This window comes from Xylanimonas oleitrophica (assembly GCF_003244315.1).
Classification (GTDB): Bacteria; Actinomycetota; Actinomycetes; order Actinomycetales; family Cellulomonadaceae; genus Xylanimonas_A; species Xylanimonas_A oleitrophica.
The window spans coordinates 49932-73817 of sequence record NZ_QKWH01000003.1 but is presented as its reverse complement, the minus strand read 5'-3'; the positions used below and the strand labels follow the sequence as shown (position 1 = coordinate 73817).

24 protein-coding genes are annotated in these 23886 nt (G+C 74.1%); 15 read left to right on the top strand and 9 right to left on the bottom strand.

Annotation, left to right across the window (positions count from 1 at the left end; genetic code table 11):
- Positions 1–71: 71 nt before the first annotated feature.
- A complete protein-coding gene (gene dusB, locus DNL40_RS06040; RefSeq protein ID WP_111250357.1) occupies positions 72–1295 on the bottom strand; it encodes a tRNA dihydrouridine synthase DusB in 1224 nt (407 codons plus the stop codon).
- A gap of 30 nt (positions 1296–1325) precedes the next feature.
- Positions 1326–2816 carry an alanine/glycine:cation symporter family protein gene (locus DNL40_RS06035; protein WP_245885710.1) on the bottom strand — a complete coding sequence of 497 codons (1491 nt, stop codon included), beginning with the start codon at positions 2814–2816 and terminating at the stop codon, positions 1326–1328.
- 84 nt (positions 2817–2900) lie between these two features.
- Between DNL40_RS06035 and DNL40_RS06030 the strand changes: the two genes are divergently transcribed.
- The 5 genes from DNL40_RS06030 (at position 2901) to DNL40_RS16380 (ending at position 7373) form a co-directional block, all read left to right on the top strand.
- On the top strand, positions 2901–3731 hold the full coding sequence (locus tag DNL40_RS06030) for an ABC transporter substrate-binding protein (protein ID WP_111250355.1): 831 nt from the start codon (positions 2901–2903) through the stop codon (positions 3729–3731).
- Positions 3728–4690 carry an amino acid ABC transporter permease gene (locus DNL40_RS06025; RefSeq protein WP_245885709.1) on the top strand — a complete coding sequence of 321 codons (963 nt, stop codon included), beginning with the start codon at positions 3728–3730 and terminating at the stop codon, positions 4688–4690. The genes DNL40_RS06030 and DNL40_RS06025 overlap by 4 nt, the downstream gene beginning before the upstream one ends.
- A complete protein-coding gene (locus DNL40_RS06020) occupies positions 4690–5430 on the top strand; it encodes an amino acid ABC transporter ATP-binding protein (RefSeq protein WP_111250354.1) in 741 nt (246 codons plus the stop codon). The genes DNL40_RS06025 and DNL40_RS06020 overlap by 1 nt, the downstream gene beginning before the upstream one ends.
- Before the next feature lie 226 nt (positions 5431–5656).
- The gene (locus DNL40_RS06015; protein WP_111250353.1) at positions 5657–7117 is read left to right on the top strand and encodes an MFS transporter; all 1461 of its coding nucleotides are present in this window, start codon (positions 5657–5659) and stop codon (positions 7115–7117) included.
- A 103-nt stretch (positions 7118–7220) separates the two neighbouring features.
- Complete coding sequence (locus DNL40_RS16380; protein WP_179950967.1) at positions 7221–7373, top strand: hypothetical protein; 153 nt, start codon at positions 7221–7223, stop codon at positions 7371–7373.
- A gap of 110 nt (positions 7374–7483) precedes the next feature.
- Here DNL40_RS16380 and DNL40_RS06005 read toward each other — a convergent pair whose 3' ends face one another.
- Complete coding sequence (locus DNL40_RS06005; protein WP_111250351.1) at positions 7484–8884, bottom strand: glycine--tRNA ligase; 1401 nt, start codon at positions 8882–8884, stop codon at positions 7484–7486.
- Positions 8885–9072: 188 nt separating this feature from the next.
- Between DNL40_RS06005 and DNL40_RS06000 the strand changes: the two genes are divergently transcribed.
- The 10 genes from DNL40_RS06000 (at position 9073) to DNL40_RS05955 (ending at position 17820) form a co-directional block, all read left to right on the top strand.
- Positions 9073–10113: a metal ABC transporter substrate-binding protein gene (locus tag DNL40_RS06000; RefSeq protein ID WP_111250350.1), complete on the top strand. Its 1041-nt coding sequence runs from the start codon at positions 9073–9075 to the stop codon at positions 10111–10113.
- Positions 10110–10949, top strand: coding sequence for a metal ABC transporter ATP-binding protein (locus DNL40_RS05995; RefSeq protein WP_111250349.1), 840 nt, complete (start codon positions 10110–10112; stop codon positions 10947–10949). The genes DNL40_RS06000 and DNL40_RS05995 overlap by 4 nt, the downstream gene beginning before the upstream one ends.
- Positions 10946–11902: a metal ABC transporter permease gene (locus DNL40_RS05990; protein WP_111250348.1), complete on the top strand. Its 957-nt coding sequence runs from the start codon at positions 10946–10948 to the stop codon at positions 11900–11902. Before DNL40_RS05995 ends, DNL40_RS05990 begins: the two co-directional genes overlap by 4 nt.
- Positions 11899–12303: a Fur family transcriptional regulator gene (locus tag DNL40_RS05985; protein WP_111250347.1), complete on the top strand. Its 405-nt coding sequence runs from the start codon at positions 11899–11901 to the stop codon at positions 12301–12303. The genes DNL40_RS05990 and DNL40_RS05985 overlap by 4 nt, the downstream gene beginning before the upstream one ends.
- Positions 12304–12310: 7 nt before the next feature.
- Positions 12311–12835, top strand: a complete 525-nt coding sequence (locus tag DNL40_RS05980) for a DedA family protein (protein ID WP_111250346.1) — start codon at positions 12311–12313, stop codon at positions 12833–12835.
- Positions 12836–12865: 30 nt separating this feature from the next.
- Positions 12866–13915 carry a FecCD family ABC transporter permease gene (locus DNL40_RS05975; RefSeq protein ID WP_111250345.1) on the top strand — a complete coding sequence of 350 codons (1050 nt, stop codon included), beginning with the start codon at positions 12866–12868 and terminating at the stop codon, positions 13913–13915.
- 1 nt (position 13916) lies between these two features.
- The gene (locus tag DNL40_RS05970) at positions 13917–14975 is read left to right on the top strand and encodes a FecCD family ABC transporter permease (protein WP_111250344.1); all 1059 of its coding nucleotides are present in this window, start codon (positions 13917–13919) and stop codon (positions 14973–14975) included.
- Positions 14972–15784 (top strand): ABC transporter ATP-binding protein, encoded by an 813-nt coding sequence (locus DNL40_RS05965; protein WP_111250343.1) that lies wholly within the window; start codon positions 14972–14974, stop codon positions 15782–15784. Before DNL40_RS05970 ends, DNL40_RS05965 begins: the two co-directional genes overlap by 4 nt.
- Positions 15785–15889: 105 nt before the next feature.
- Positions 15890–16936, top strand: a complete 1047-nt coding sequence (locus DNL40_RS05960) for an iron-siderophore ABC transporter substrate-binding protein (protein ID WP_111250557.1) — start codon at positions 15890–15892, stop codon at positions 16934–16936.
- A 212-nt stretch (positions 16937–17148) separates the two neighbouring features.
- Positions 17149–17820 (top strand): M48 family metalloprotease, encoded by a 672-nt coding sequence (locus DNL40_RS05955; protein WP_111250342.1) that lies wholly within the window; start codon positions 17149–17151, stop codon positions 17818–17820.
- Between the two features lie 37 nt (positions 17821–17857).
- Here the strand turns inward: DNL40_RS05955 and DNL40_RS05950 are convergent, their stop codons facing one another.
- The 6 genes from DNL40_RS05950 to DNL40_RS05925 all read right to left on the bottom strand — a co-directional run bounded on the left by DNL40_RS05950 (position 17858) and on the right by DNL40_RS05925 (position 23809).
- Positions 17858–19321, bottom strand: a complete 1464-nt coding sequence (locus DNL40_RS05950) for an enterochelin esterase domain-containing protein (RefSeq protein ID WP_111250341.1) — start codon at positions 19319–19321, stop codon at positions 17858–17860.
- The gene (locus DNL40_RS05945; RefSeq protein ID WP_111250340.1) at positions 19318–20148 is read right to left on the bottom strand and encodes an isoprenyl transferase; all 831 of its coding nucleotides are present in this window, start codon (positions 20146–20148) and stop codon (positions 19318–19320) included. Before DNL40_RS05945 ends, DNL40_RS05950 begins: the two co-directional genes overlap by 4 nt.
- On the bottom strand, positions 20148–20942 hold the full coding sequence (gene recO, locus DNL40_RS05940; RefSeq protein WP_245885708.1) for a DNA repair protein RecO: 795 nt from the start codon (positions 20940–20942) through the stop codon (positions 20148–20150). The genes DNL40_RS05945 and recO overlap by 1 nt, the downstream gene beginning before the upstream one ends.
- Before the next feature lie 60 nt (positions 20943–21002).
- Positions 21003–21473, bottom strand: coding sequence for a hypothetical protein (locus DNL40_RS05935; RefSeq protein WP_111250339.1), 471 nt, complete (start codon positions 21471–21473; stop codon positions 21003–21005).
- Positions 21474–21557: 84 nt separating this feature from the next.
- Complete coding sequence (locus DNL40_RS05930; protein ID WP_179950965.1) at positions 21558–22757, bottom strand: MFS transporter; 1200 nt, start codon at positions 22755–22757, stop codon at positions 21558–21560.
- The gene (locus DNL40_RS05925) at positions 22754–23809 is read right to left on the bottom strand and encodes a MerR family transcriptional regulator (protein ID WP_179950964.1); all 1056 of its coding nucleotides are present in this window, start codon (positions 23807–23809) and stop codon (positions 22754–22756) included. Before DNL40_RS05925 ends, DNL40_RS05930 begins: the two co-directional genes overlap by 4 nt.
- Positions 23810–23886 lie beyond the last annotated feature (77 nt).

Genomic DNA, 23886 nt, shown 5'->3' with positions numbered 1-23886 from the left:
CTGATCCCCCTCCCACCGCGGCAATCCGACGCGCTCCCCGGGTGGACGGGGGAGGGTGTGCGGGAGCGGGGTCAGCCTCCGCTGACGCTCAGCTCCGCCTCGCGCAGCCTCGCCTCCCACTCCGCGTCCAGCTCCCGGGAGTCGAGCCAGCCGTAGGGCAGGTGCGGCGTCTTCGGCGAGCCGGCCCGGCCCCGCTGCCCCTCGGCCGCCTCGCCGGGGTACGGCGCGTCCCCCAGGGCGTCGAGCCGCTCGCGCAGCTCCGCCCGCGTCGAGACCATCGCCAGCGCGTGCCGTGCCTCTCCCCCGACGGCGTACCCCTTGAGGTACCAGGCCATGTGCTTGCGCAGGTCGCGCATGCCCTTGCCCTCGTCGCCGTCGAAGTAGTCGATCATCAGCTCGCCGTGGCGGTAGATCGTCTCGGCGACCTCCCGCAGCGTGGGCTGCACCCGGACGGTCTCGCCGTGGAACGCCGCCGCCAGGTCCGCGAACAGCCACGGACGCCCCTGGCACCCGCGACCGACGACGACGCCGTCCGCCCCCGTCTCGCGCACCATCCGCACCGCGTCGTCCGCCGACCAGATGTCGCCGTTGCCCAGCACGGGGATCGTGGTCACGGCCTCCTTGAGGCGCGCGATCGACTCCCACTCCGCCTCGCCCGAGTAGTGCTGGGCCACGGTGCGGGCGTGCAGCGCCACCGCGGCGGCGCCCTCCCGCTCCGCGATCTGCCCGGCCTCGAGGTAGGTCAGGTGCTCCTCGTCGATGCCCTTGCGCATCTTGACCGTCACCGGCACCCCGTGCGGGGCGGCGGCGCGCACGGCCTCGCGGACGATGTCCGTGAAGAGCTGCCGCTTCCACGGCAGCGCCCCGCCGCCGCCCTTGCGCGTCACCTTGGGCACCGGGCACCCGAAGTTGAGGTCCACGTGGTCGGCCCGGCCCTCGCCCGCGATGATCCGCACCGCCGCGCCCACCGTGGCGGGGTCGACGCCGTACACCTGGGCCGAGCGGGGCGTCTCCTCCGGACCGAACGTGACGATGCGCAGCGCCTCGACGTTACGCTCCACCAGGGCCCGGCTCGTGACCATCTCCGCCACGTACAGGCCCGGGTCGTGCCCGGTGGACGCACCCGCCTCACGGCACAGCGTGCGGAACGCGCGGTTGGTCACGCCCGCCATCGGGGCCAGCACCACGGGCGTGTCCACGGTGATCGGCCCGATCTGCAGCGGCGGCAGCACGCGCTCGCCCGAGGAGCGGTGCTCCGGGGTGCGCGCCGAGGCGGTCTCGGTGGTCGTGGTCATCTCCCCATTCTCACCCACGGTGAGCCCCGGTCAGCCCCGGCCCCTGCCGGAGCGGCGCCCCGGCGTCGCGGCCGCCAGCGGGCCGGTGACCGTCGCCTCGTCCTCCCAGCAGGAGATGCCGCCGACGTCGGGCAGCAGCGCCCGCGTGAAGACGGGGTCGCGGCCTTCCGCACGCTGGCGCAGGTAGTCCTTGAGCAGGCGGAACGCCACGGGGGCGAGCAGGGCGAGCGCTGCGAGGTTCACCAGCGCCATGACGCCCATGATGCCGTCGGCCGTGTTCCACACCAGGTCGCTGGAGAGCACCGACCCCACGAAGATCGCCACCACCACCAGCGAGCGGAACACGGTGAGCACCGTGCGGTTGCCGGTGATGAACTCGACGTTGGCCTCGCCGTAGTAGTAGTTGCCGAGGATCGAGCTGAACGCCAGCAGGAAGATGACCACGCTCAGCAGGCCGTTCGACCACGCGCCGAGCGTCGACGTCAGCGCCGTCTGCGTCAGGGCGATGCCGGCCTGCGCCCCGGCGAGGTCCGGCTGGGACACCAGGATGATGAACGCGGTGACCGAGCAGACCAGGAACGTGTCGAAGTACACCCCGAGGGTCTGGACGAGGCCCTGCTTGACCGGGTGGGTGACCGCGGCCGTGGCACCGGCGTTGGGCGCCGAGCCCAGGCCGGCCTCGTTGGAGAACATGCCTCGCTTGACACCCTGCATGATCACCGTGCCGATGGCGGCGGCCACGACCTGGCCCGCGCCGAACGCCTCGGTGACGATGCTGGCCAGCACGCGCGGCACCTGGTCCACGTGCATGGCCACCACGACGAGGCCCACGCCCAGGTAGAGCAGCGCCATGAGGGGCACCACGGCCTGCGTGACGCGGGCGATGCGGCGCACGCCGCCGAAGACGACCAGGCCGGTCAGGACGGCCAGGGCGACGCCCACCGCCCAGGGCAGCCACGCCGGGCCGCCGACGGCGGACGACAGCGTGGCGCTGATGGTGTTCGCCTGCAGGGAGGAGAAGGCGAACGGGAAGCAGCAGATCAGGACGACGGCGAACACGACACCCATCCAGCGAGCCTTCAGGCCGTGCAGCATGTAGTACGCCGGCCCGCCACGGAACCCGTCCCGGTGCCGCTCCTTGTAGAGCTGGCCGAGCGTGGACTCCACGAAGCTGGAGGCACCGCCGACGAACGCCATGGCCCACATCCAGAAGACCGCTCCGGGACCGCCGAGGGCGATCGCCGTGCCCACGCCCGCGATGTTGCCCACGCCCACGCGGGACGCCGCCGAGATCGTGAAGGCCTGGAAGGAGGACACGGACTGCGGCCTGCCCGCGTCGTCGGTCGGGGCCACGTCGCGCAGGGTGCGGAACATCTCCGGCAGCATCCGCAGCTGGACCACACCGCTGCGCACGGTGAAGTACAGGCCCAGCACGGCCACGACGGGCAGCACCGCCCACGTCCACAGCACGTCCCCGGCGTCCAGGACCCATCCGTTGAGCGTCTCCATGGGGTCAAGCATGCAGCCTCCCGAGCACTGTCCAGGATGCGAGAGGGGCCGTGGACACTCGCCCCCACCCTCGGAGCGGGCTGAGACACTGTGCCCATGCACCTGCGCCGTACCGTCCTGACCACCGCCGCGACCGCCGTCGCCGCCCTCGCGCTGTCCGCGTGCTCCGGCGACGCGCAGGGCGCGGCCACCGGTACGGGCCACGTCACCGAGGGCAAGCTCACCGTCGCCACCGGCCAGCCGGCCTACTCTCCCTGGGTGGAGGGCGACGACCCCGCCTCAGGTGAGGGCTTCGAGGCCGCCGTGGCCTACGCCGTCGCCGCGGAGATGGGCTTCGCCCCCGAGGACGTCGAGTGGGTGCGCACCACCTTCGAGGAGGCCATCGCCCCCGGCCCCAAGGACTTCGACCTCAACCTGCAGCAGTTCTCCGTCACGGAGGACCGCCGCCAGGCCGTCGACTTCTCGAGCCCCTACTACGAGACGACCCAGGTCGTCGTCACCGTCGAGGGCTCGCCCGCCGCGGGCGTGACCACGCTCGCCGGGCTCCAGCCGCTGCTCGTCGGCGCCCAGACGGGCACCACCAGCCTCCAGGCGGCCCAGGAGATCATCGCGCCCGAGCGCGGCGTCCAGGTCTTCAACACCAACGACGACGCCAAGCTGGCCCTGCAGAACGGCACGGTCGACGCCATCGTCGTGGACCTGCCGACCGCGTTCTACCTGACCGCGGCCGAGCTCGACGGCGGGGCCATCGTCGGCCAGCTCCCCGGCTCGACCGGGGGTGACGAGCTCGCCTTCGTGCTCGAGAAGGACTCCCCGCTGACCGCCGAGGTCAGCGCCGCCGTCGACGCCCTGCGCGAGGACGGCACGCTCGACGAGCTCGCCGCCACGTGGCTCGGGGGTGCCGGCCAGGCCCCCGTCCTGCAGTGACGGCCCCCGCCACCCCCGGCGTCCCGGAGCCGCACGGAGCCGGCGAGGGCAGCGGCCCAGGCAGGCCCGGGCGAGACGGCGCGGGGCACGGCGAGACCGGGGCGAGCGGGACCGGACGGCACCGTCCCAGCGCGCTCGAGCTCGACCGCCGCGCCTTCCGCAAGAAGCAGGGCTACCGGTCGGTGGCCGTCAGCATGGCCAGCACCCTCGTCTTCGCGACCGTCGTGGTGCTCGTGCTGCGCAACACCCCCGGCTGGCCGCGCGTCGCCGACTCGTTCTTCGACCTCGAGGCCGCCCGCCGGTCCTTCCCCCTGGTCCTGCAGGGCCTGTGGCTCAACGTGCGCGTGCTGGCCGTGGCGTCCGTGGGTGTGCTGCTGCTCGCCCTGGTCATCGCCACCCTGCGCACCCTGCGCGGACCGCTGTTCTTCCCGCTGCGCGCCCTCGCCGCCGCCTACACCGACCTGTTCCGCGGCATGCCGCTGATCATCGTCCTGTACCTGGTCGGGTTCGGGATCCCCGGCCTGCGCCTGTTCCCCCGGATGGACGCGGCGTTCTGGGGCACCCTCGCCCTCGTGCTCGTGTACTCCGCCTACGTGTCGGAGGTCTTCCGCGCCGGCATCGAGGCCGTGCACCCCTCCCAGCGCCTGGCGGCCCGCGGCCTGGGCCTCTCCCACGGGCAGACGATGCGACGCGTGGTGCTGCCGCAGGCCATGCGCAAGGTGACCCCCGCCCTCATGAACGACTTCGTCGCCATGCAGAAGGACGTGGGCCTCATCTCCGTGCTCGGCGCCGTCGACGCCGTGCGGGCCGCCCAGATCGAGACGTCCCGGTACTACGACTTCACGCCCTACGTCGTCGCCGGGCTGCTGTTCGTCCTGCTGGCGCTGCCGGTGATCCGGCTGACCGACTGGTACTCCGCGCGCCTGCGCGCCCGCGAGCAGATGGGGAGCGTCGTCTGATGGCCGATCCCGTCCTGGAGCTGCGTGACGTGTGGTGCGCGTTCGGCGACCACGAGGTGCTGCGCGGCATCGACCTGACCGTGCAGCGGCACGAGGTCGTCGCCCTCATCGGGGCCTCGGGCTCCGGCAAGTCCACGCTGCTGCGCACCGCCAACCTGCTCGAGCACGTCGACGACGGGCAGATATTCCTCTCCGGGCAGGACATCACCGATCCCCGCGTGGACGGTGACGCGGTGCGTGCACGCATCGGCACCGTCTTCCAGTCCTACAACCTGTTCCCCCACCTGTCCGTGCTCGACAACGTGACCCTCGCCGCCCGGGTGGTGCACCGCCGGCCCCGCGCCGAGGCGGAGGAGCACGGGCGGCAGCTGCTCGCCTCGATCGGGCTCGCGGCCAAGGCCGACGCCTACCCGGACACGCTCTCGGGGGGCCAGCAGCAGCGCGTCGCCATCGTGCGCGCCATCGCGACCGACCCGGAGCTGCTGCTGCTCGACGAGATCACCTCGGCCCTCGACCCGGAGCTGGTGGGCGAGGTGCTCGACCTGGTGCGATCCCTCAAGGCGTCGGGCTCGACCATCCTCATGGCCACCCACGAGATGGCGTTCGCCCGGGACGTGGCCGACCGCGTGGTGTTCCTCGACGCAGGTCGCGTCCTGGAGGAGGGACCGGCGCGCGAGCTGCTCTCGAGCCCGCGCGAGCCGCGCACCCGCGAGTTCCTCGCCCGCGTGCTCGCGCCCTGAGAGCCCCTGAGGGCTCCTGAAGACACCGACCGCCGGTCGCTCTGTGCCGACCCACGAGCGACAGCCGCACACCGCGCCTGCGCCACATCTGCTTGCCCGGCGCAACTCTCGTGGGAGAGTATCTGCTGCCCGCCGTTCGCGCCGCCGCGCCCGGCCTGCTCCGGCGCGCGGTCCACCGTCACGGGGCGCGGCGGTCGCCGGGGCGCCACCCGGAAGGACTCCCCCCATGACCGGTCACGTCGCGAGCCCCGCACCGTCCTCGGTGCCGCGCCGCACCTGGCTGTCGCTCGCCGTGCTGCTGCTCGGCGTCGCCATGGCCCTGCTCGACACCACGATCGTCAACGTCGCGCTGCCCACCATCCGCACGAGCCTCGGTGCCTCCGAGGCCACGCTGTCGTGGATCATCTCGGGCTACGCGCTCGCGTTCGGCCTCGCGCTCATCCCCGCCGGGCGGGTCGGCGACCGCGTGGGCCACACGTGGGTGTTCGTCGTCGGCCTCGCCGGCTTCACCCTCGCCAGCCTCTGGTGCGGCCTGGCCACGGGAGCCACCGAGCTCATCGTGGCCCGCGTCGTGCAGGGCCTGGCGGGCGGCATCTTCTTCCCGGCCGTCACGGCGCTCGTCCAGCTCATGTTCCCCGGTCCGGTGCGGGGCCGCGCCTTCGCGGTCATGGGCGCCACGATCGGGTTCTCCACCGCGCTCGGCCCCATCGTGGGCGGCCTGCTCATCGAGGCGTTCGGTGCCGACGAGGGCTGGCGGTCGATCTTCTTCGTGAACCTGCCCTTCGGCGTGCTCGCGGTGGTGGCCGCGATCGTGCTGCTGCCACGGACGGCTGCCGGAGCCGGTGCCCGGGGCGTCGACGTCGTGGGGCTGGTGCTGCTCGCCGGGTCCCTCGTGGCGCTGCTGGTGCCGCTCATCGAGGGTCAGGACCTCGGTTGGCCGGCCTGGACCTGGCTGTCGATGGTGGGTGGCGTCGTCCTCATGGCGCTGTTCGGCGCGTGGGAGGTCTCGGTGGTGCGTCGTGGCGGCGCCCCGCTGGTGCCGCCGCGCCTCTTCAGCCACCCGCAGTTCACGGGTGGCGTGATCCTCGCGACCGTGTACTTCGCCGCCTTCACGAGCATCTTCTTCACCATCTCGATCATGTGGCAGGCGGGGCTGGGCCACTCCGCGCTCTCCTCGGGGCTCGTGTCCGTCCCGTTCGCCGTCGGCAGCATCGTGGGCGCTTCCCAGAGCGACCGACTGGCCGCGCGCCTGGGGCGCACCGTGCTCGTGGTGGGCACCGGCATGGTGGCCCTCGGCCTGGTGGCGGTGTGGGTCGTGCTCGCAGCCGTCCCCGCCGCCGACCTCACGCACTGGGTGCTGCTGCCGCCGCTCCTGGTGGCAGGTATGGGCTCGGGCATGTTCGTCGCACCGAACGCGCAGTTCATCGTCGCCACGGTCGAGCGCTCGGAGGCAGGCGCCGCGTCAGGCGTGATCGGCACCGCCCAGCGGGTCGGCAGCGCTGCGGGCATCGCCGTCATCGGTTCCGTGTTCTTCGGCACGCTGGCCGTGCCGGCAGGCCACCCCACCCCCGCCGACGTCGCCGAGGCCTTCACGCACTCGGCCGCCCTCGCGATGGCCGTCAGCGCCGGCCTGGCGCTGCTCGCCTTCGCCCTCGTGTTCGTGCTGCCGAGGCGCGTCACGCGCTAGGCGAACACGTCTGCCCAGGTCACGACGTGCGAGCGGGCGGGACGTGCGCCATGGTCGTAGGAGCGGCGCAGCCCCTGTGCGCCGCCCGAAGAAGGAGGTCGATGTGCCCCTCTGGCTCATCCTCATCATCGCCGGTGCCGTGCTGCTCGTCCTGGGCCTCACCGGCATCGCCGAGTTCCTGATCTGGATCGGTGTGGCCGTGCTCGTGGTCAGCCTCGTGCTGGCCCTGGTGAACCGGACGCGCAGCCGGACGTAGGGCCGAGACCTACGACTGACGAAGGGCCGGACCTCCACGCGGAGGTCCGGCCCTTCGTCGTCGTGCAGCCCCGCCGGGCTGGCGGTCAGGCCGCGACGGTCGAGCGGCGGTCAGGCGCCGAGCAGGCGGGCACCGAGGTAGGCGGCGACCTGGTCGAGCGCGACGCGCTCCTGCTCCATGGTGTCGCGGTGGCGGATGGTCACGGCCTGGTCCTCGAGGGTGTCGAAGTCCACGGTGACGCAGAACGGCGTGCCGATCTCGTCCTGGCGGCGGTAGCGCTTGCCGATGGCCTGGGTGACGTCGTAGTCGACGTTCCAGTGCTCGCGCAGCTCGGCGGCCAGCTTCTCCGCGGTGGGCAGCAGGTCGGTCGACTTCGACAGCGGCAGCACCGCGGCCTTGACGGGCGCCAGGCGCGGGTCCAGGTGCAGCACGGTCCGCTTGTCGACGCCGCCCTTGGTGTTGGGCGCCTCGTCCTCGTCGTACGCCTCGACGAGGAACGCCATGAGCGAGCGGGTCAGGCCGGCGGCCGGCTCGATGACGTACGGGTAGTACTTCTCGTTGGTGACCGGGTCGCGGTACATCAGGTCCTTGCCCGAGTGCTCGCTGTGGGTCTTGAGGTCGAAGTCGGTGCGGTTGGCGATGCCCTCGAGCTCGCCCCACTCGCTGCCCTGGAAGCCGAAGCGGTACTCGATGTCCACCGTGCGGGTCGAGTAGTGCGAGAGCTTCTCCTGCGGGTGCTCGTACAGGCGCAGGTTGTCCGCGGAGATGCCGAGGCCCGTGTACCAGGCCATGCGGGTGTCGATCCAGTACTGGTGCCACTCGGCGTCCGAGCCGGGCGCGACGAAGAACTCCATCTCCATCTGCTCGAACTCGCGCGTGCGGAAGATGAAGTTGCCCGGCGTGATCTCGTTGCGGAACGACTTGCCGATCTGGGCGATGCCGAACGGCGGCTTCTGGCGGCTGGCCGCCGCGACGTTCGCGAAGTTCACGAAGATGCCCTGGGCCGTCTCGGGGCGCAGGTAGTGCAGGCCGGACTCGTCCTCGACGGGGCCGAGGTACGTCTTGAGCATCATGTTGAAGTCGCGGGGCTCGGTCCACTGGCCGCGGGTGCCGCAGTTGGGGCACGCGATGGTGTCGAGCGTGACGGAGTCCGGGTCGTCCAGGCCCTTCTTCTCCGCGACGGCCTCCTGCATCTGGTCGACGCGGAAGCGCTTGTGGCAGGAGAGGCACTCGGTCAGGGGGTCGGTGAACACGCCCACGTGACCGGAGGCGACCCACACCTGGCGCGGCAGGATGACGGAGGAGTCCAGGCCCACGACGTCGTCGCGCCGGGTCATGGCCTTCCACCACTGGCGCTTGATGTTCTCCTTGAGCTCGACGCCGAGGGGGCCGTAGTCCCACGCGGAGCGCGTGCCTCCGTAGATCTCGCCCGACGGGAACACGAAGCCTCGCCGCTTGGCGAGGGAGACGACGGCGTCGAGACGGGCGGTGGCGGAGGGCGCAGCGGCCACGGGATCACTCCTGGGGTGACGGGCCCGCAGGTGGCTCCTGCGGAACGGAGGAAGGGCACGACACCGGGCTCGCGGGGAGGACCGGGGTCGGCGTCCCAGCCTACGCGGCCCCGGGCGGTCACGGCCGGACCTTTTCACCGGCCGCCCTGAAGTTGACAACGATTCTCAGCCGGTTGAGAATCGTTCTCATGCCCCGTCGTCGCTCCGCCCTGCTCGCCGTGCCCGCGCTCGCTCTGCCCCTGGCCCTCGCCGCCTGCGGCAGCCCCGGCGGCAGCCCCGACGACGACCGCGTCCACGTGCTCGCCTCGTTCTACCCCCTGCAGTACGTGGCGCAGGAGGTCGGCGGCGACCACGTCCGGGTCGAGAACCTGACCCCTCCGGCGGCCGAGCCCCACGACCTCGAGCTCTCCCCCGCCCAGGTGCGGCAGATCGGCACCGCCGACCTCGTGCTCTACCTCTCCGGCTTCCAGGCCGCCGTCGACGAGGGCGTGCGGGCGCGCGACCCCGAGCACGTCGTCGACGCCGCAGACGTCGTCACCCTCGTCGCCCACGCCTCCGCGACCGGCAGCGACGACGGCGACCACGGCGACCACGGTCACGACGCCGACGAGGACCACGGCGACCACGGTCACGACGCCGACGAGGACCACGCCGACCACGAGCACGCGGACGAGCACGCGGACGACGGCCACGACCACGGCAGCACCGACCCTCACTTCTGGCTCGACCCCACGCTGCTGGCGAGGCTCGCCGAGCCGGTCGCCGACGAGCTGTCCGCCGTCGACCCGGACAACGCCGACGAGTACGCGGCCGGGGCGCAGGCCCTCCAGGAGCGGCTCGGCGAGCTCGACGCCGAGCTCGCCGCGGGCCTGGCCCCGTTCCAGGGCGCCACGGTGGTCACCTCGCACACCGCGTTCGGCTACCTCGCCGACCGGTACGGCCTGCGCCAGGTCGGTATCAGCGAGCTGGACCCGGAGGCCGAGCCGTCCCCGGCGCGCCTGCGCGAGATCGGCGCGGTCGTGCGCGAGCGCGGCGTCACCACGCTGTTCTCCGAGACCCTCGTGAGCCCCAAGGTCACCGAGACGCTGGCGGCCGACCTCGGCGTCTCCACCGCCGTCCTCGACCCGCTCGAGGGCCTGTCGCAGGACGCGGCGGCCTCGGGCGAGGACTATGTGACCGTGATGCAGCGCAACCTCGAAGCGCTCGAGCAGGGCCTGGTGGCCCCGTGAGCGCACCCGCGACCACCGCGACCGGCACCGGCGCCACCCCGGCCGGCGCGCCTCTGATCGAGGCGCGCGGCGTGCACGTGCGCCTGGGCTCGAGCCACGTGCTGCGCGGGGTCGACCTGGCCGTGCGCCCGGGCGAGGTCGTCGCCCTGCTCGGCGCCAACGGGTCGGGCAAGTCCACGCTGGTGCGCTCGCTGGTGGGCGTGCTCACGCCGTCGGCCGGCGAGGTCCGGGTGCCACCGGCCCACCGTGTGGGCTACGTGCCGCAGCGGGTCAGCGCGGGCAGCGGCGTCCCGTCCACCGCCGAGGAGGTCGTGGCCTCCGGCCTGCTCCACCCGCGACGCCTGCGCCTGCCGCGCGGCTGGCGCGCCCGCGTGCACGAGGCGCTGGACCAGGTGGGCCTGGCCGACCGGGCGCACGACGCGACGGGGCTGCTCTCCGGCGGGCAGCAGCAGCGCGTGCTCATCGCCCGTGCGCTGGTCCGCCGCCCCGACGTCCTGGTGCTGGACGAGCCGGTGGCCGGCGTCGACCACCCGTCCCAGGAGCAGTTCGCCACGACGATGCGGTCCCTGGTGGCCGACGGGCTGACGGTGCTGGTGGTGCTGCACGAGCTCGGCGAGCTGGCCCCGCTGGTCACGCGCGCCGTGGTGCTGCGCCACGGCCGCGTGGTGCACGACGGCGCCCCGCCGCAGCCCCGTGGCGACCACTCCGTCGCGGGGCACGACCACGTGCACCCCCACCCGGCGGACGACATGGCCCCCCGCCCGGGCGAGCCGGAGCTCGGGCTCGACAGCGGTGTGGCGGCCTGGCACGAGACGGCCTCGGAGGCACGTCCATGAGCTTCTTCGACGAGATCACCCTCATGCTGACCGACCCGTTCATGCAGCGCGCCCTCGTGGCGGCGCTGCTGGTCGGTGCGGCCGCACCCGTCGTGGGCACCTACCTGGTGCAGCGGCGCCTGTCCCTGCTGGGCGACGGCATCGGTCACGTGGCGCTGACCGGCGTGGCCCTCGGCTGGCTCGTGGGGGCGGCGGTGGGCGTGTCCCCCAACGACGCGCTGGCGATCCCCGGCGCGGTGGTGGCCGCCGTCGTGGGCTCGGTGCTGATCGAGGTGGTGCGCCGCCGCGGCCGCACGTCGGGCGACCTGGCGCTGGCGCTGATGTTCTACGGGGGCATCGCGGGCGGCGTGCTGCTCATCGGCATCGCGGGCGGGTCCTCGGGCAACCTGATGTCCTACCTGTTCGGCTCGATCTCCACGGTCACCACCACGGACCTGGTGCTGACCGTGGTGCTGTCCGTGGTGATCCTCGCGATCGGCCTGGGCCTGCGCACGGCGCTGTTCGCGGTGAGCCACGACGAGGAGTTCGCGGTGGCGTCCGGGCTGCCGGTGTGGCTGCTGAACATGGCGGTGGCCGTGGTGGCGGCGCTGACCGTGACGGTGGCGATGCGCGTGGTGGGGCTGCTGCTGGTGTCCGCGCTGATGATCGTGCCGGTCGCCGTGGCGCAGCAGCTCACCCACGCGTTCCGGCGCACGATGACGCTCGCGTCGGTGGTGGGCGTGGTGGTGTGCGTCGCCGGCCTGAGCATCACGTACTGGCAGAATGTGTCGCCGGGTGCCACGATCGTGGTCCTCGCCATCGGGGTGTACGTCGTGGCGGCGCTGGCCCGGCCTCTGCTGGCCCGGCGCAGGCCCCCGCACGACCCCCACCCGGACATCCCCGACGACGTCGCGGTCGCGCCGGCCCCGGCCCTGGCCGGTGGCGCCACCGGCGGGAAGGAGTGCGAACGATGAGCACGTCCAGCGCACCGGTGCGCATGACCCGGCAGCGTGCCGCCGTCGCCGACGCCCTCGAGGGCACCGACGAGTTCCGCAGCGCCCAGCAGCTCCACGAGACGCTCCGCACCCGGGGCGACGCCGTGGGGCTCGCGACCGTGTACCGGACGCTGCAGGCGCTGGTGGACGGCGGCGAGGTCGACGTGCTGCGCACGGAGGACGGCGAGAGCCTCTACCGGCGCTGCGCTCGACGCGAGCACCACCACCACCTCGTGTGCCGGCGGTGCGGCCGCACGGTCGAGATCGACGGCCCCACCGTGGAGGCATGGGCCGCGATGGTGGGGGCGGAGCACGGGTTCGGCGAGATCGAGCACACTGTCGAGCTGTGGGGCACCTGCCGCGACTGCCGCGAGGCCTGAGGCGGGCATGAGCGCCGCGGCAGGCCACGGCGTCTTCGCGATCGAGGGCGTGCCGTTCGCCGTCGTCTACCTGGCCGCGCTCGGCGTCGTCATCGTGCGCGCCCAGGCGACGTACTGGGCCGGCCGCGGGGTCGCCCGCGGCACCGCGAGCACCCGGGTCGCCACCGTCCTGGCGTCGGAGCGGGCTGCGGCAGCCCTCGACCGGGTGCACCGGTGGGGCCCGGTGGCCGTGACCCTGTCGTTCTTCACGGTGGGGGTGCAGACGGCGGTCAACCTCGGCGCCGGGTACCTGCGCATGCCGTTCGCCCGCTACCTGCTGGGCATGGTGCCCGGCTGCCTGGCCTGGGCAGCGATCTGGACGACGGTCGGGACCGTGGCGGTCAACGCCGCGCTGGCGCTGGCCGCGCGCAGCCCGGTCGGCCTCGTGGTGCTCCTCGTGGCAGCGGGGACGCTCGTCTGGTGGCTCCTGGCCCGGCGCGCGGCCCGGCGCGCGGAGGCCCGTGCGGCGCACGATCCGCGCCGGGGTGTTTGAGCACACCCTCGCCTGTGCCATTCTTAGGTAATGCTTACCTCGCCGGCGCACGACGTCGCGGAGCGGCCGCCGACGCGCGCACGCCGCTCGCGCCGCGCCACCGTCGTCCTGGCCGGCGCCCTCCTGCTCCTGGCGGCCGTGGTGGCCGCCAGCCTGCTGCTCGGCGTCCGGTCCGTGGACCCGGCCAAGGTGTGGACCGCGCTGGTGCCGTCCGCCCCTGGACACGATCTCGGTGACCCCGACCAGAGCGTCGTCGCCCAGCTCCGCGTGCCCCGCACCGTGCTGGGCCTGCTGGCCGGGCTGGCGCTCGGCTGCGTCGGCACGGTGATCCAGGGCGTCACGCGCAACCCGATCGCCGACCCGGGGCTGCTCGGCATCACGCCCGGCGCCTCGCTCGCCGTGGTCAGCGCCGTGTCGTTCGCCGGGGTGACCACCCCCCTGGGGTTCGTGTGGTTCGCGTTCCTCGGTGCCGCGCTGGCCGCGCTCGTCGTCTTCTCGATCGGGCGCGCCCAGCCCGTGCGGCTGGCGCTCGTCGGTGCGGCCCTCACGGCGTTCGTGACCCCGGTGATCGCCCTGGTGCTGCTGCGTGACGTCAACGCGTTCAACCAGTACCGGTTCTGGGCGGTGGGTTCCCTGACCGGCCGCGGGCTGGAGACGGCCGAGGCCCTGTGGCCGTTCCTCGTGGTCGGCGTGCTGCTCGCCGCCGTGCTGGCTCCCCGCCTCACGCTGCTCGCGATGGGCGACGACGTCGCCAGGGCGCTCGGCCAGAACGTGGGCCTCACGCGCGCCATGGCCGCCGCCACGATCGTGCTCCTCGCCGGCACGGCGACAGCGTTCGCGGGCCCCATCGCCCTCGTGGGCCTCGTGGTGCCGCACGCCGCCCGCCGGCTCGTGGGGACCGACTACCGCTGGATCACGCCGCTCGCCGCGCTGCTCGGGCCCGTGGTGCTGCTGGGGGCGGACGTCGTGGGGCGGCTCGTCGTACCGGGCTCGGAGATCGAGGCCGGCGTCGTGGCCGCGTTCATCGGTGCCCCCGTGCTGATCGCCGTCGCTCGCGGCCGTTCCGTGGCGGGGGTCTGACATGGCCCAGACCACGACCACCGCCGCGGTGGTCCACCTCGTCGCGGCGGTGCGCACCGCCCGCCGCCGCCGCTATGCCCTGGTGCTGACGGTGACCCTCGCCCTGACCCTGGCGCTCGTCGTCGTCGCGCTCCTGCTCGGCGCGGCGGGGCTGACGCCCGGCCGGGTGCTGGCCGCTCTCGTGGGAGCCGGGGACCCGGGCGACGTCTTCGTCGTCCACCGCCTGCGCCTGCCGCGGGTGCTCGCGGCACTGCTGGCCGGTGCCGCCTTCGCCCTGGCCGGGGCCCTGTTCCAGTCCACCCTGCGCAACCCGCTTGCCAGCCCCGACATCCTGGGCGTCTCGACCGGTGCCAGCCTCGGTGCCGTGTGGGCGCTGCTGGGGCTGGGGCTGCAGGGCGCCGCCGTGGCCGGCTGGGCGTTCGGCGGTGCGTTGGCCGCCGCACTGGCGATCTGGCTGCTCGCCTGGCGCCGGGGGCTGCACTCGATCCGGTTCGTGCTGGTGGGCGTCGGCATCTCCTACGTGTGCGGTTCGCTGCTGAGCTGGCTGCTGACCCGTACCGAGGTGCGGCAGGCGCAGACGGCCCTGCTGTGGACGATCGGCTCCGTCGCGGACGTCCGCGGCACCACGCTGACCCTCCTCGCCGTCGGGGTGCTCGGCCTCGGCGCGTGCGTCGCGCTGGTCTCACGGACCCAGGGGCCCCTCGCCCTGGGCGACGACAACGCCACCGCCCTCGGTGTGCGCGTGCACGTCGCCCGCGTCACCACGCTGCTGCTCGCCGTGGCCCTCGTCGCCACCGCGACCTCGGCCGCGGGCCCCATCGCGTTCGTCGCGCTGGTCTCCCCCGCGATCGCGCGGCGGCTGGTCGACGACGGCGGGGCCGACCTGCTCGCGTCCGCCGCCGTCGGGGCCCTGCTGGTGCTCACGGCCGACGTCGTCGGGCAGCACGCCCTGGCACCGCTGACCGCCCCCGCCGGCGTGGTCACGGGGCTCGTGGGCGCCCCCTACCTGCTGTGGCTGCTCAGCGGCCGCTCGAACCTCGGAAGGAAGGTCCGCGCGTGACGGACGGAGCGACGCCCTGGGCCCTGCGCGCCCAGGGCGTGCACATCGGCTACGACGGCCTGCGGGTCATCGAGGGCCTGGACCTCGACCTGCCGGCCGGCAAGGTCACCGCCATCGTGGGCCCCAACGCCTGCGGCAAGTCGACGCTGCTGCGCGGCCTGGCACGCCTGCACCCGCTGGACGGCGGCACCGTGCTGCTCGGCGAGCGCGACGTGGCGAGCCTGTCCCGCAAGGAGCTGGCACAGGTCGTGGGGGTGCTGCCGCAGTCCTCGATCGCGCCCGACGGCGTCCGCGTCGCCGAGCTGGTGGGCCGCGGGCGCTACCCCCACCAGGGGTGGTTCGGGCGGCACTCGAGCGACGACGACGCCGTCGTGGCGCGCGCGATGGAGGCCACCGGCGTGGCGGAGCTGGCGGACCGCCCCGTCGCCGAGCTCTCCGGGGGGCAGCGCCAGCGTGTCTGGATCGCGATGGTGCTGGCCCAGGAGACCGACGTCGTGCTGCTGGACGAGCCGACCACGTACCTCGACGTCGCCCACCAGGTGGAGCTCCTCGACCTGCTCTCCGACCTCAACGCCGAGCGCGGCACCACGGTGGTGATGGTGCTGCACGAGCTCAACCTGGCGGCTCGCTACGCCGACCACCTGGTGGTCATGCGTGCGGGGCGCGTGGTGGCGCAGGGCGCCCCGGCGCAGGTGCTCACGGAGTCGTCCGTGCTCGACGCGTTCGGGCTCGAGGCCAAGGTGGTGCCCGACCCGGTGGCCGGCTCCCCGATGGTGGTGCCGGTGGGTCGATCACGCCGCGAGATGTGACCTGCATTACGTGACACGGCCGTTTCGGAATTCGCGAGCAGCAGGTTAGCCTTACCTCACTGTTCACGTCTCGCGGCGGTGCCGCGAGCTCACCGAGGAGTGCACGTGCGTCTTCGCCGTTCCCTCACCGTCGCGGCCGGCCTGGTCGCGACGGCTGCCCTGGCCCTCGCCGGCTGCTCGTCGTCCACCTCCACCGCCGACGGCGCCCCCTCCGCGGCGGCGACCAGCACCAGCGGTGCCACCGACTCCTTCCCCGTGACCGTCGAGTCCGCCCTCGGCGACGTCACGATCGAGTCCGAGCCGCAGCGCGTGGCCACCTGGGGCTGGGGGTCCACCGAGGCCGCCATCGCCGTGGGCGTCTACCCGGTCGCCGTGGCCGAGCAGCGCTACACCGTGGGCGAGGGTGCCCTCCTGCCGTGGGTCGAGGAGGCCTACGACGAGGCGGGCGTCGAGCACCCCACGCTGCTGACCGACGACGGCTCCGGCTCGCAGGTGCCCTACGAGGAGTTCGTCGCCGCCCGGCCCGACCTCATCCTCGCCCCCTACTCCGGCCTCAGCCAGGAGCAGTACGACCTGCTGAGCGACATCGCCCCGGTGGTCGCCTACCCCGAGGCCCCGTGGGCCACCGAGTGGGACCAGGAGATCGAGATCGTCGCCCAGGCCCTCGGCCGCACCCAGGCCGGTGACGAGGTGCTCGACGGCATCCGCACCTTCCTCAGCGAGCAGGCCGACGCCCACCCCGAGTTCGAGGGCAAGACGTTCGCCGGCATCTGGGACGGCGACGGCTCGGTGTCCGTGTACACGCCCGCCGACCCGCGCGTGAACATCCTCGAGGAGCTCGGGCTGCGGATCGCCCCGGCCGTCTCCGACCTCGACACCTCCGACGGCGGGTTCTACTACGACCTGCCCGACGAGCAGCTCGACAAGCTCCAGACCGACTTCGTCGTCAGCTACTCCAGCACCAAGGAGGACGCCGACGCCGTGCTGACCGCACCGGAGCTGCAGATGATCCCCGCGGTCAAGGAGGGCAAGGTCGTGCAGGTCTACGACCCCGTCACCGTCTCGTCGGTGTCGCCGCCCACCGCGCTCACGTTCACCTGGGAGGGCGGCCTGCCCACCCTGATCGAGCGGATCTCCGAGACCGTCTCCTGACACCCCGGCAGCAGATGTCGCCGTAGCAGGGTCCGTGCTCCCCCGACCACCGGGAGCACGGGCCCTGCTGCGTCACCACCGCACGCCACGCGGCGAGGACCGTGACGCCCGGACATGACCCGGGGACCAGGCCGGGTGAGAACCGCACCCGCACGGGGTGAGAACCCGACGCCCAGGCTCACGACCGCCCCGCCGAGGCCGACCGGACCGGTGTGAGCCTCCTGCGTCGCACCGCCGCCGTCCTGACCGCGATGGCCCTCACGGCCACCACGCTGCTCGGCGCGGCCGCCCCCGCCTCCGCCAGCACGGCCGCCGCCGGCAAGAAGTACGCCGAGCAGCAGGCCCGCGCCTTCGGCGTGACCGTCACCTGGCACGCCGACGGCAAGGTGCCCTGCGGCAACGGCCGTCAGGCCGGCTGCTTCTCCGGGTACACCAACCGCATCTCGCTCAACGCGGCCATCCAGAAGCACCCCAACCGGTACATCCGGTACGTCGTCGCGCACGAGGCCGCGCACTATCACGTGGTGCGCACCTGCGGCACCATGCGTCCCCCCATCGTGGGCAACCGGTTCGAGCAGGTCACCGACGCCTACACCCACGGTGTGCTCGGCGTGCCTCTCCCCGAACGCAACGTCGGCGCCTACGGGTACACCAAGGACGACCTCGCACGGGCCAAGAAGATCGCCGCCGGCACGTGCGCCGCCAACCAGAAGGCCGTCGCCGTCAAGCAGGCGGGGCACACCTTCCACGGCATCACCTCGGGCAGCTACAAGGTGCCGCGCGGCGCCCGGCTGCAGGTCGTCAGCACCGACCACCCGGTGTACCCGCGCGTCCGAGACGCCCAGGGCCGGGTGGGGCGCGTCCAGGTCGCCGCCTGGAGCTGAACGGCCTCGCCCCTCGGTGCCCGACCCGTGGCCGCACTCAGGGTGCGGTCGCCGCCAGCGCCTGCGGCAGCGTGACGTCCCACCAGGCGGCGTCGTGGCCGCCCTCCACCTCGCGGTAGGCCAACGACTCGCAACGTCCCGCGAGGGCGTCGCGCAGCCGTCGGGTCGGGGGCAGCAGCGCACGCTCCTGCGTGCCCACCTCGAGGTGCACCCGGCCCAGGCCCCAGTCGGGTTCGGCAGCCGCGCGGGAGACCGCACCGGTCAGCCACTCCAGGTCGTCGCCGGAGCCGCGGCCCGACGGCGACGGCCACCCCCACTCACCGGACTGGCAGACGGACGCTCCGAACCACCGCGGCGCCACGCACTGCGCGTACAGGGCCGCGAGCCCGCCCAGGCCCCGCCCGGCGATCGTGGTGCGCTGCGGGTCGCGCGCCACCGGTCCGCGCACCACGTCGCCCGCGCCCTCCAGGAGCGAGACCAGCGCGGCGACGAACGCCGGCGAGCACGCGAGGTCGGCCGTCCGCCGAGCGGCGTCGTCGTGCTGCACGAGGAGAGTCACGGTGGGGCGCAGCACCCCCGCGGCGGTCATCGCGTCCAGCAACCCCTGGCCGCGCGAGCGCCAGCGACCGCCGTCGAGCAGCACCACCACGTCCCAGCCGTCGGGGCCCGGGTCGACAGGCGGCACGTGCCACCACGCCTTCCACCCGGCGCCGTCCGGCACGGGAGCCGCCCGGAACCAGCCGCGCGGGGCGAGCGACACCTCGCCGTCCACGGGGCCGGCGGCCAGGGCAGCCAGGGGTCCGGGCAGCCGGGGCGCCCGCGGCCCGACGACGACGGACTCCTCCCCCAGCAGCGCGGTCTCGCGTGCCAGAGGGTCCGGCTCCGCACGGCGCAGCAGGTCGAACCACGCGTCGAGGTCCGCGTGCGTCGTCGGGTCGCTGGCAGCCCTGGCGAGCGCCCGCCGCTCCTCCAGCCCGACGAGGCGCGCGGCGTCAGCCGAGTCCTGCGACGCCAGGGCCAGCCCGCCGTCGTCGACCGCGATCGCGTACGTCGCTCGCCAGGCAGCGGGCATGCGCAGCGCGACCGCCCACAGCGAGGTGCCAGGCACCTGCTCGAGCACGGCCTGCCGGTGCGTGCCGGGGCCGACCAGCCCTTCGACGTCGAGCAGCACCCGGCGGGTGGCGGGGCCGCCCACGTGCAGGAACGTGTAGACGCGATCCTCGTCACGGCCTGCCACGCCGTCACCTGCCCCGCCCGCGACACCCGTTGCGCCGAGGACCGGCACAGGGTCGACCAGGGGCGTGCCGTCCTGAGCCACCCTCCGCATGAGGGCGTCACGGTGCTCGCGCGACGGGTCCGCCACGAGCGCGGCGAGGGCCGGGCTCGTCACGCGCGGCAGCCCGCCCGGCACCGGCCGCTCGCGCGGCGGGGCCGGCAGCGTGCCGGTCGAGGCGCGCGCCCCGGAGTGCTCGCGGGGCGGCTCGGCGAAGACTCCGCTCACGCCTCGCCCGCCGCCGGGCCGGTACCGTCCGCCGAGGTCGCGCCGTCTGCTCCGGGCAGGTCCACCGCACCGCCGTAGCGGCGGTCGCGGCGCGCGAACTCCTCGCAGGCGCGCCACAGGTGCCGGCGGTCGACGTCGGGCCACAGCTCCGGGATGAACATCATCTCGGCGTAGGCGGCCTGCCAGATCATGAAGTTGGAGATGCGCTGCTCGCCGGAGGAGCGCAGGAACAGGTCGACGTCGGGCAGGTCGGGCTCGTCGAGGTAGCGCTGGATCGTCTTCTCGGTCACGCGGGCAGGGTTGATCTTCCCGGCGGCGGCGTCGCGCGCGATGGCCGCCGCGGCGTCGGCGATCTCGGCCCGGCCACCGTAGTTGACGCACATGGTCAGCGTGCAGCGGTCGTTGTCCTTGGTCATCTCCTCGGCGACCTGCAGCTCCTTGATCACCGAGCCCCACAGGCGCGGCTGGCGCCCCGCCCACCGGATCCGCACGCCCCACGAGCCCATCTCGTCCCGGCGGGAGCGGATCACGTCACGGTTGAAGCCCAGCAGGAACCGGACCTCCTCGGGCGAGCGCTTCCAGTTCTCGGTGCTGAACGCGTAGGCGCTGACGTGCTTGACGCCGATCTGCACCGCACCGGCCACGACGTCGAGCAGCGACCGCTCCCCCTGCTTGTGCCCCTCGATGCGGGACAGGCCCCGCTGGTTGGCCCACCGCCCGTTGCCGTCCATGACCACGGCCACGTGGTTGGGCACCAGCTCCGGCGGGATCGACGGCGGGGTGGCGCCCGACGGGTGCGGGTAGGGCTCGGCGTAGGTGCGGGGCATCAGGCCTCTCTCCGGGTCGGTGCCGGCGTCGTGGGTGCCGGCGGCGGTGCCACGGTCGCGACCGGGGTGCGGTCGACGTGCCGCAGCGAGCGCAGCGTGCGTTCGAGGTGGTACTGCGTGTAGGCGGCGACGAGCCCGGACGCCTCCTTGCGGTGCCGCTCGTCCGAGGAGTCGGCGGCGTCCCAGTCGCCCGTCAGCAGCGCCGCCAGGAGGGTGAAGGTCTCGGGAGCCGGGGCCGGGGAGCCCGGGGGCCGGCAGCGGGAGCAGACGGCCCCGCCGGTGGCGACGCTGAACGAGTGGTGGGGGCCGGGCTCGCCGCAGCGCGCGCAGTCGGTGAACGACGGCGCCCAGCCGGCGACGGCGAAGGCCCGCAGCAGGTAGGAGTCCAGCACGAGCGCCGGGGCGTGGGCCCGCTGGGCCAGCGCGCGCAGCGCCCCCGCCAGCAGCCAGTACTGCTGCACGGCGGGCTCCCGCTCCGCCTCCACCAGGCGGTCGGCGGCCTCCAGCATGGCGGCCCCGGCGGTGTAGAGGCCGTAGTCCTCGCAGATGGGGCGGGCGTAGGGGCCCACCGTCTCCACCTGGGTGACCGTGTCGAGGGAGCGGCCGGTGTGAAGCTGCACGTCCACCACCATGAACGGCTCGAGCCTGGCCCCGAACCGGGAGGAGGTGCGCCGCACCCCCTTGGCGACGGCACGGACCTTGCCCTGCTCGCGCGTCAGGAGGGTGACGATGCGGTCGGCCTCACCCAGCTTCTGGGTGCGCAGCACGATCGCGTCGTCTCGGTACAGGGGCACCCGACCATTCTCCCTCTCCCCGCCCACAGGCGGTGCACCGGACGGCGTCGCCTGTCCGGCTCAGGCCGGGGCCCGCCGCGCGAACGTCACGTCCAGCACCACATAGGCCGCCCCCACGACGCCGACGGCACCGAACGCCCACGCGAGGGCCGCGACGGTGCCCGCCCCCGGAGTCTCGCGCATCCACACGTACAGGCCCAGCAGCACGCCGTAGCGCACCACCCGGAGCAGCACGTCGTGCGTGAGCGTCCGCCGGTCCGGTCCCGGTGCGGGACCGCCTGCGCTCACCGGCGGCGAGGCGCCGTCGGCTGCGGGGCCCTGGCTGCCCGGGGCAGGACCGCCCTCCTCGGCCGGAGCCTTGCTCGGGCGCTCCGTCCTGGCCCCAGGGGCCCGGTGCTCGAGAGCAGCGCCCAGCACCGCGAGCGCGATGCCCCCCACGGCGGGCATCACGGCCCCGGACGGGGCACCCGCCGCCGCCCCGAACCCGGCGATCCCGGCCCCGAGGGCGAGCAGGCGGTTCCTGGTGTTCACGCCGCGTGATCCTGCCAGACGCTCTGAGCGCGGTCGACCACCGGCAGCCCCGTGGCGGCCCTCCGGCACCGCAGGCGCGCCGTCTCAGGGCGAGGGCACGGGGAGGGTGCACAACGCCCGGCGTGCCGGGACGGTGGTCACGAGGAGAGCGGCTACGACCAGCGCCAGCGCCGCCCCGGCACCCCACCGCGACGCCAGGCTGCCGAGCAGCGGCGTCGCGACCAGGACGGGCAGAGCCTGGGCCAGCGCGAGCAGCGCCTGGAAGCGGGCGAGGCGACCTGACGGCGTAGCGGTGACGAAGCGCGGCATGAGCGCCGTCGTCAGGACGGAGCTGCCCGCCCCCACGAGCCCGACACCTACGGCGGCGGGGACCACGCCGTCCGTCACGGCGAGCACTGCCGCACCAGCGGCGGCGAGGGCGGGGCCCGTCGCGGCGAGCGGGGCTGGTGGGGCGCCGCGGACCACGACGACGAGGGAGACCAGGAGGGCCCCGACCACCCACGCGCCGGCGACGACGCCGGTCGCGGTCGCGCCCCAGCCCCGCTCCCGTCCGGCGAGCGGCACGCACAGGGCCACCAGGGGCAGGACGGTGAGGGCGAGACCGACCACCGCGACGAGCGCGGCAGGAACGCCCGGGGTGGCGCGCGCGAGCCCGAAGGCCGCGAGCGCCTCACGCAGCCCGGGGCGGGGGGCATCGCCCGCCGCGGCCGGCTCGTACGGTGGGCGTACCAGCAGGACGACGGCGAGCGCGATCGCGAAGCTCGCCGCGTCGACCCAGGCCACCGCCGCCAGGCCGCCGCCGCCGAGCAGCAGGCCGCCCACGCCCGGCCCGGCGACGCGTGCGGACTGGAGCGCCACGGTCACGGTCGCCATGACCCGCGGCAGCTCGTCGGGCAGGGCGAACAGCCGCGGGAACGCGCCCTCGGCCGGGCGGCGAAGGGCCGCAACTGTACCCGCCACGACGGAGCTCGCGACCAACGCACCGAGCGGGACGGGTCCCGCAGCGGCCACGAGGGCGAGCGTCACCATCGCGGCGATCATCACAGCGTGGCAGCCCACCAGGGTGCGCCGGAACCCCCACCGGTCGGCCAGGACTCCGCCGACGAGCAGCACGAGGCACAGCGGCGCCGAGCCGGCGGTCAGCACGAGTCCTGCGGCCTGCGGCCCGTGCGCAGCGGCGGCCCATCCCACGGCGAAGCCCGTGACAGCGTCCCCCAGCGCGGACACGGTCGATCCGCACAGCCACAGGTGGAACGCGGTGCGGCCACGCGCCAGAGCGGTCACTCCTGGCCCTCGCGGAGGGCACGCGGCATGACGAGCACGCTGCCCCCGTCCTGCGCAGCCGGCCGGAGCACGAGGGCGCGCCCCGGTTCCCCCACCTCGAGGACGACGTCGGAGCCAACGGTAGAGGCCACCGCGCGTCGCAGCAGGGAGGTGCCGAACCACACCTCCACCGCTGCGACGTGCGCAGCGCCGCGGACCGTGGCGTGCAGCATGCTGCCCGGGGCCCGAGCACCCGGCCGCCCGGGCGAGACAGTGATCCCGCTGCCATCCACCCGCAGCGTCAGGTCCTCCTCCGTACTGGCGGCGAGCACCTCCAGGAGCCTGTCCCGGGCGGCCAGCACCCGAGTGGCAGGCTTGCCCTGTCCGGTGACGACGGCGCGGTGGTCCGGGTACTCGTCACCGAGCCCTGCGACGAGACGGTCCCCCACAGTGATGCCCTCGCAGCCCACCTGGACCTCCGGGTCCTCGCGCAGGTCCAGCAGGGCCGCCACCGTCCGGACCCGCTCAGGTGTGAGGACTGTGCGACCTGCGCCGGTGCCGACCCCGCGCAGGGAGCGGACCAGCATCCAGTACCTGTCGGTGGCGACGACGTCTGCCACTCCGTCGACGACGTCGACCAGCACGCCGTGCAGGGGCCCGGGCTCCGGAGCGACCGCGGGGAGCACCTGCCGCAGCGCGGCCGCGAGCGCGGTCCCGTCCACCCGGACGGTGGCGGACACCGGTCCGGGCACCGCGGTCAGCGCGACAGCCGCGCGGCGCACGCGCTCGGCGTGCTCCGTGTAGCGCTCCACCACGGCGCCGAGCACCGCGCGGGCGGTCTGCGGGTCACCCCGCAGGACCGTCCGCATCGCCTCCAGCGGAACGTCCGCCTCCCGCATCACCGCCACGGCGCGGGCGTGGTGAACCTGGGCGGGCGTGTAGTAGCGGTACCCCGTGCCTGCGTCGACGTCGGAAGGCGGCAGGAGCCCTACCTCGTCGTAGTACCGCAGGGCGCTGGCCGGCAGCCCGGCAGCACTGGCGAATGCACCGATGGTCAGCAGAGGTTCGTCCACAGCGCACACCCTGCCGGTTCGAGCCGCTCGAAGGTCAAGCCCCGCAGTGTCGGCAGACACCGGTGCCCCCACCCTCA

Excerpts from the sequence above, each read along its gene's own strand:
- dusB (WP_111250357.1), bottom strand. The coding sequence starts at position 1,295 with ATGACCACGACCACCGAGACCGCCTCGGCGCGCACCCCGGAGCACCGC.
- DNL40_RS06035 (WP_245885710.1), bottom strand. The coding sequence starts at position 2,816 with ATGCTTGACCCCATGGAGACGCTCAACGGATGGGTCCTGGACGCCGGG.
- DNL40_RS06030 (WP_111250355.1), top strand. The coding sequence starts at position 2,901 with ATGCACCTGCGCCGTACCGTCCTGACCACCGCCGCGACCGCCGTCGCC.
- DNL40_RS06020 (WP_111250354.1), top strand. The coding sequence starts at position 4,690 with ATGGCCGATCCCGTCCTGGAGCTGCGTGACGTGTGGTGCGCGTTCGGC.
- DNL40_RS06015 (WP_111250353.1), top strand. The coding sequence starts at position 5,657 with ATGACCGGTCACGTCGCGAGCCCCGCACCGTCCTCGGTGCCGCGCCGC.
- DNL40_RS06000 (WP_111250350.1), top strand. The coding sequence starts at position 9,073 with ATGCCCCGTCGTCGCTCCGCCCTGCTCGCCGTGCCCGCGCTCGCTCTG.
- DNL40_RS05990 (WP_111250348.1), top strand. The coding sequence starts at position 10,946 with ATGAGCTTCTTCGACGAGATCACCCTCATGCTGACCGACCCGTTCATG.
- DNL40_RS05985 (WP_111250347.1), top strand. The coding sequence starts at position 11,899 with ATGAGCACGTCCAGCGCACCGGTGCGCATGACCCGGCAGCGTGCCGCC.
- DNL40_RS05980 (WP_111250346.1), top strand. The coding sequence starts at position 12,311 with ATGAGCGCCGCGGCAGGCCACGGCGTCTTCGCGATCGAGGGCGTGCCG.
- DNL40_RS05975 (WP_111250345.1), top strand. The coding sequence starts at position 12,866 with ATGCTTACCTCGCCGGCGCACGACGTCGCGGAGCGGCCGCCGACGCGC.
- DNL40_RS05970 (WP_111250344.1), top strand. The coding sequence starts at position 13,917 with ATGGCCCAGACCACGACCACCGCCGCGGTGGTCCACCTCGTCGCGGCG.
- DNL40_RS05945 (WP_111250340.1), bottom strand. The coding sequence starts at position 20,148 with ATGCCCCGCACCTACGCCGAGCCCTACCCGCACCCGTCGGGCGCCACC.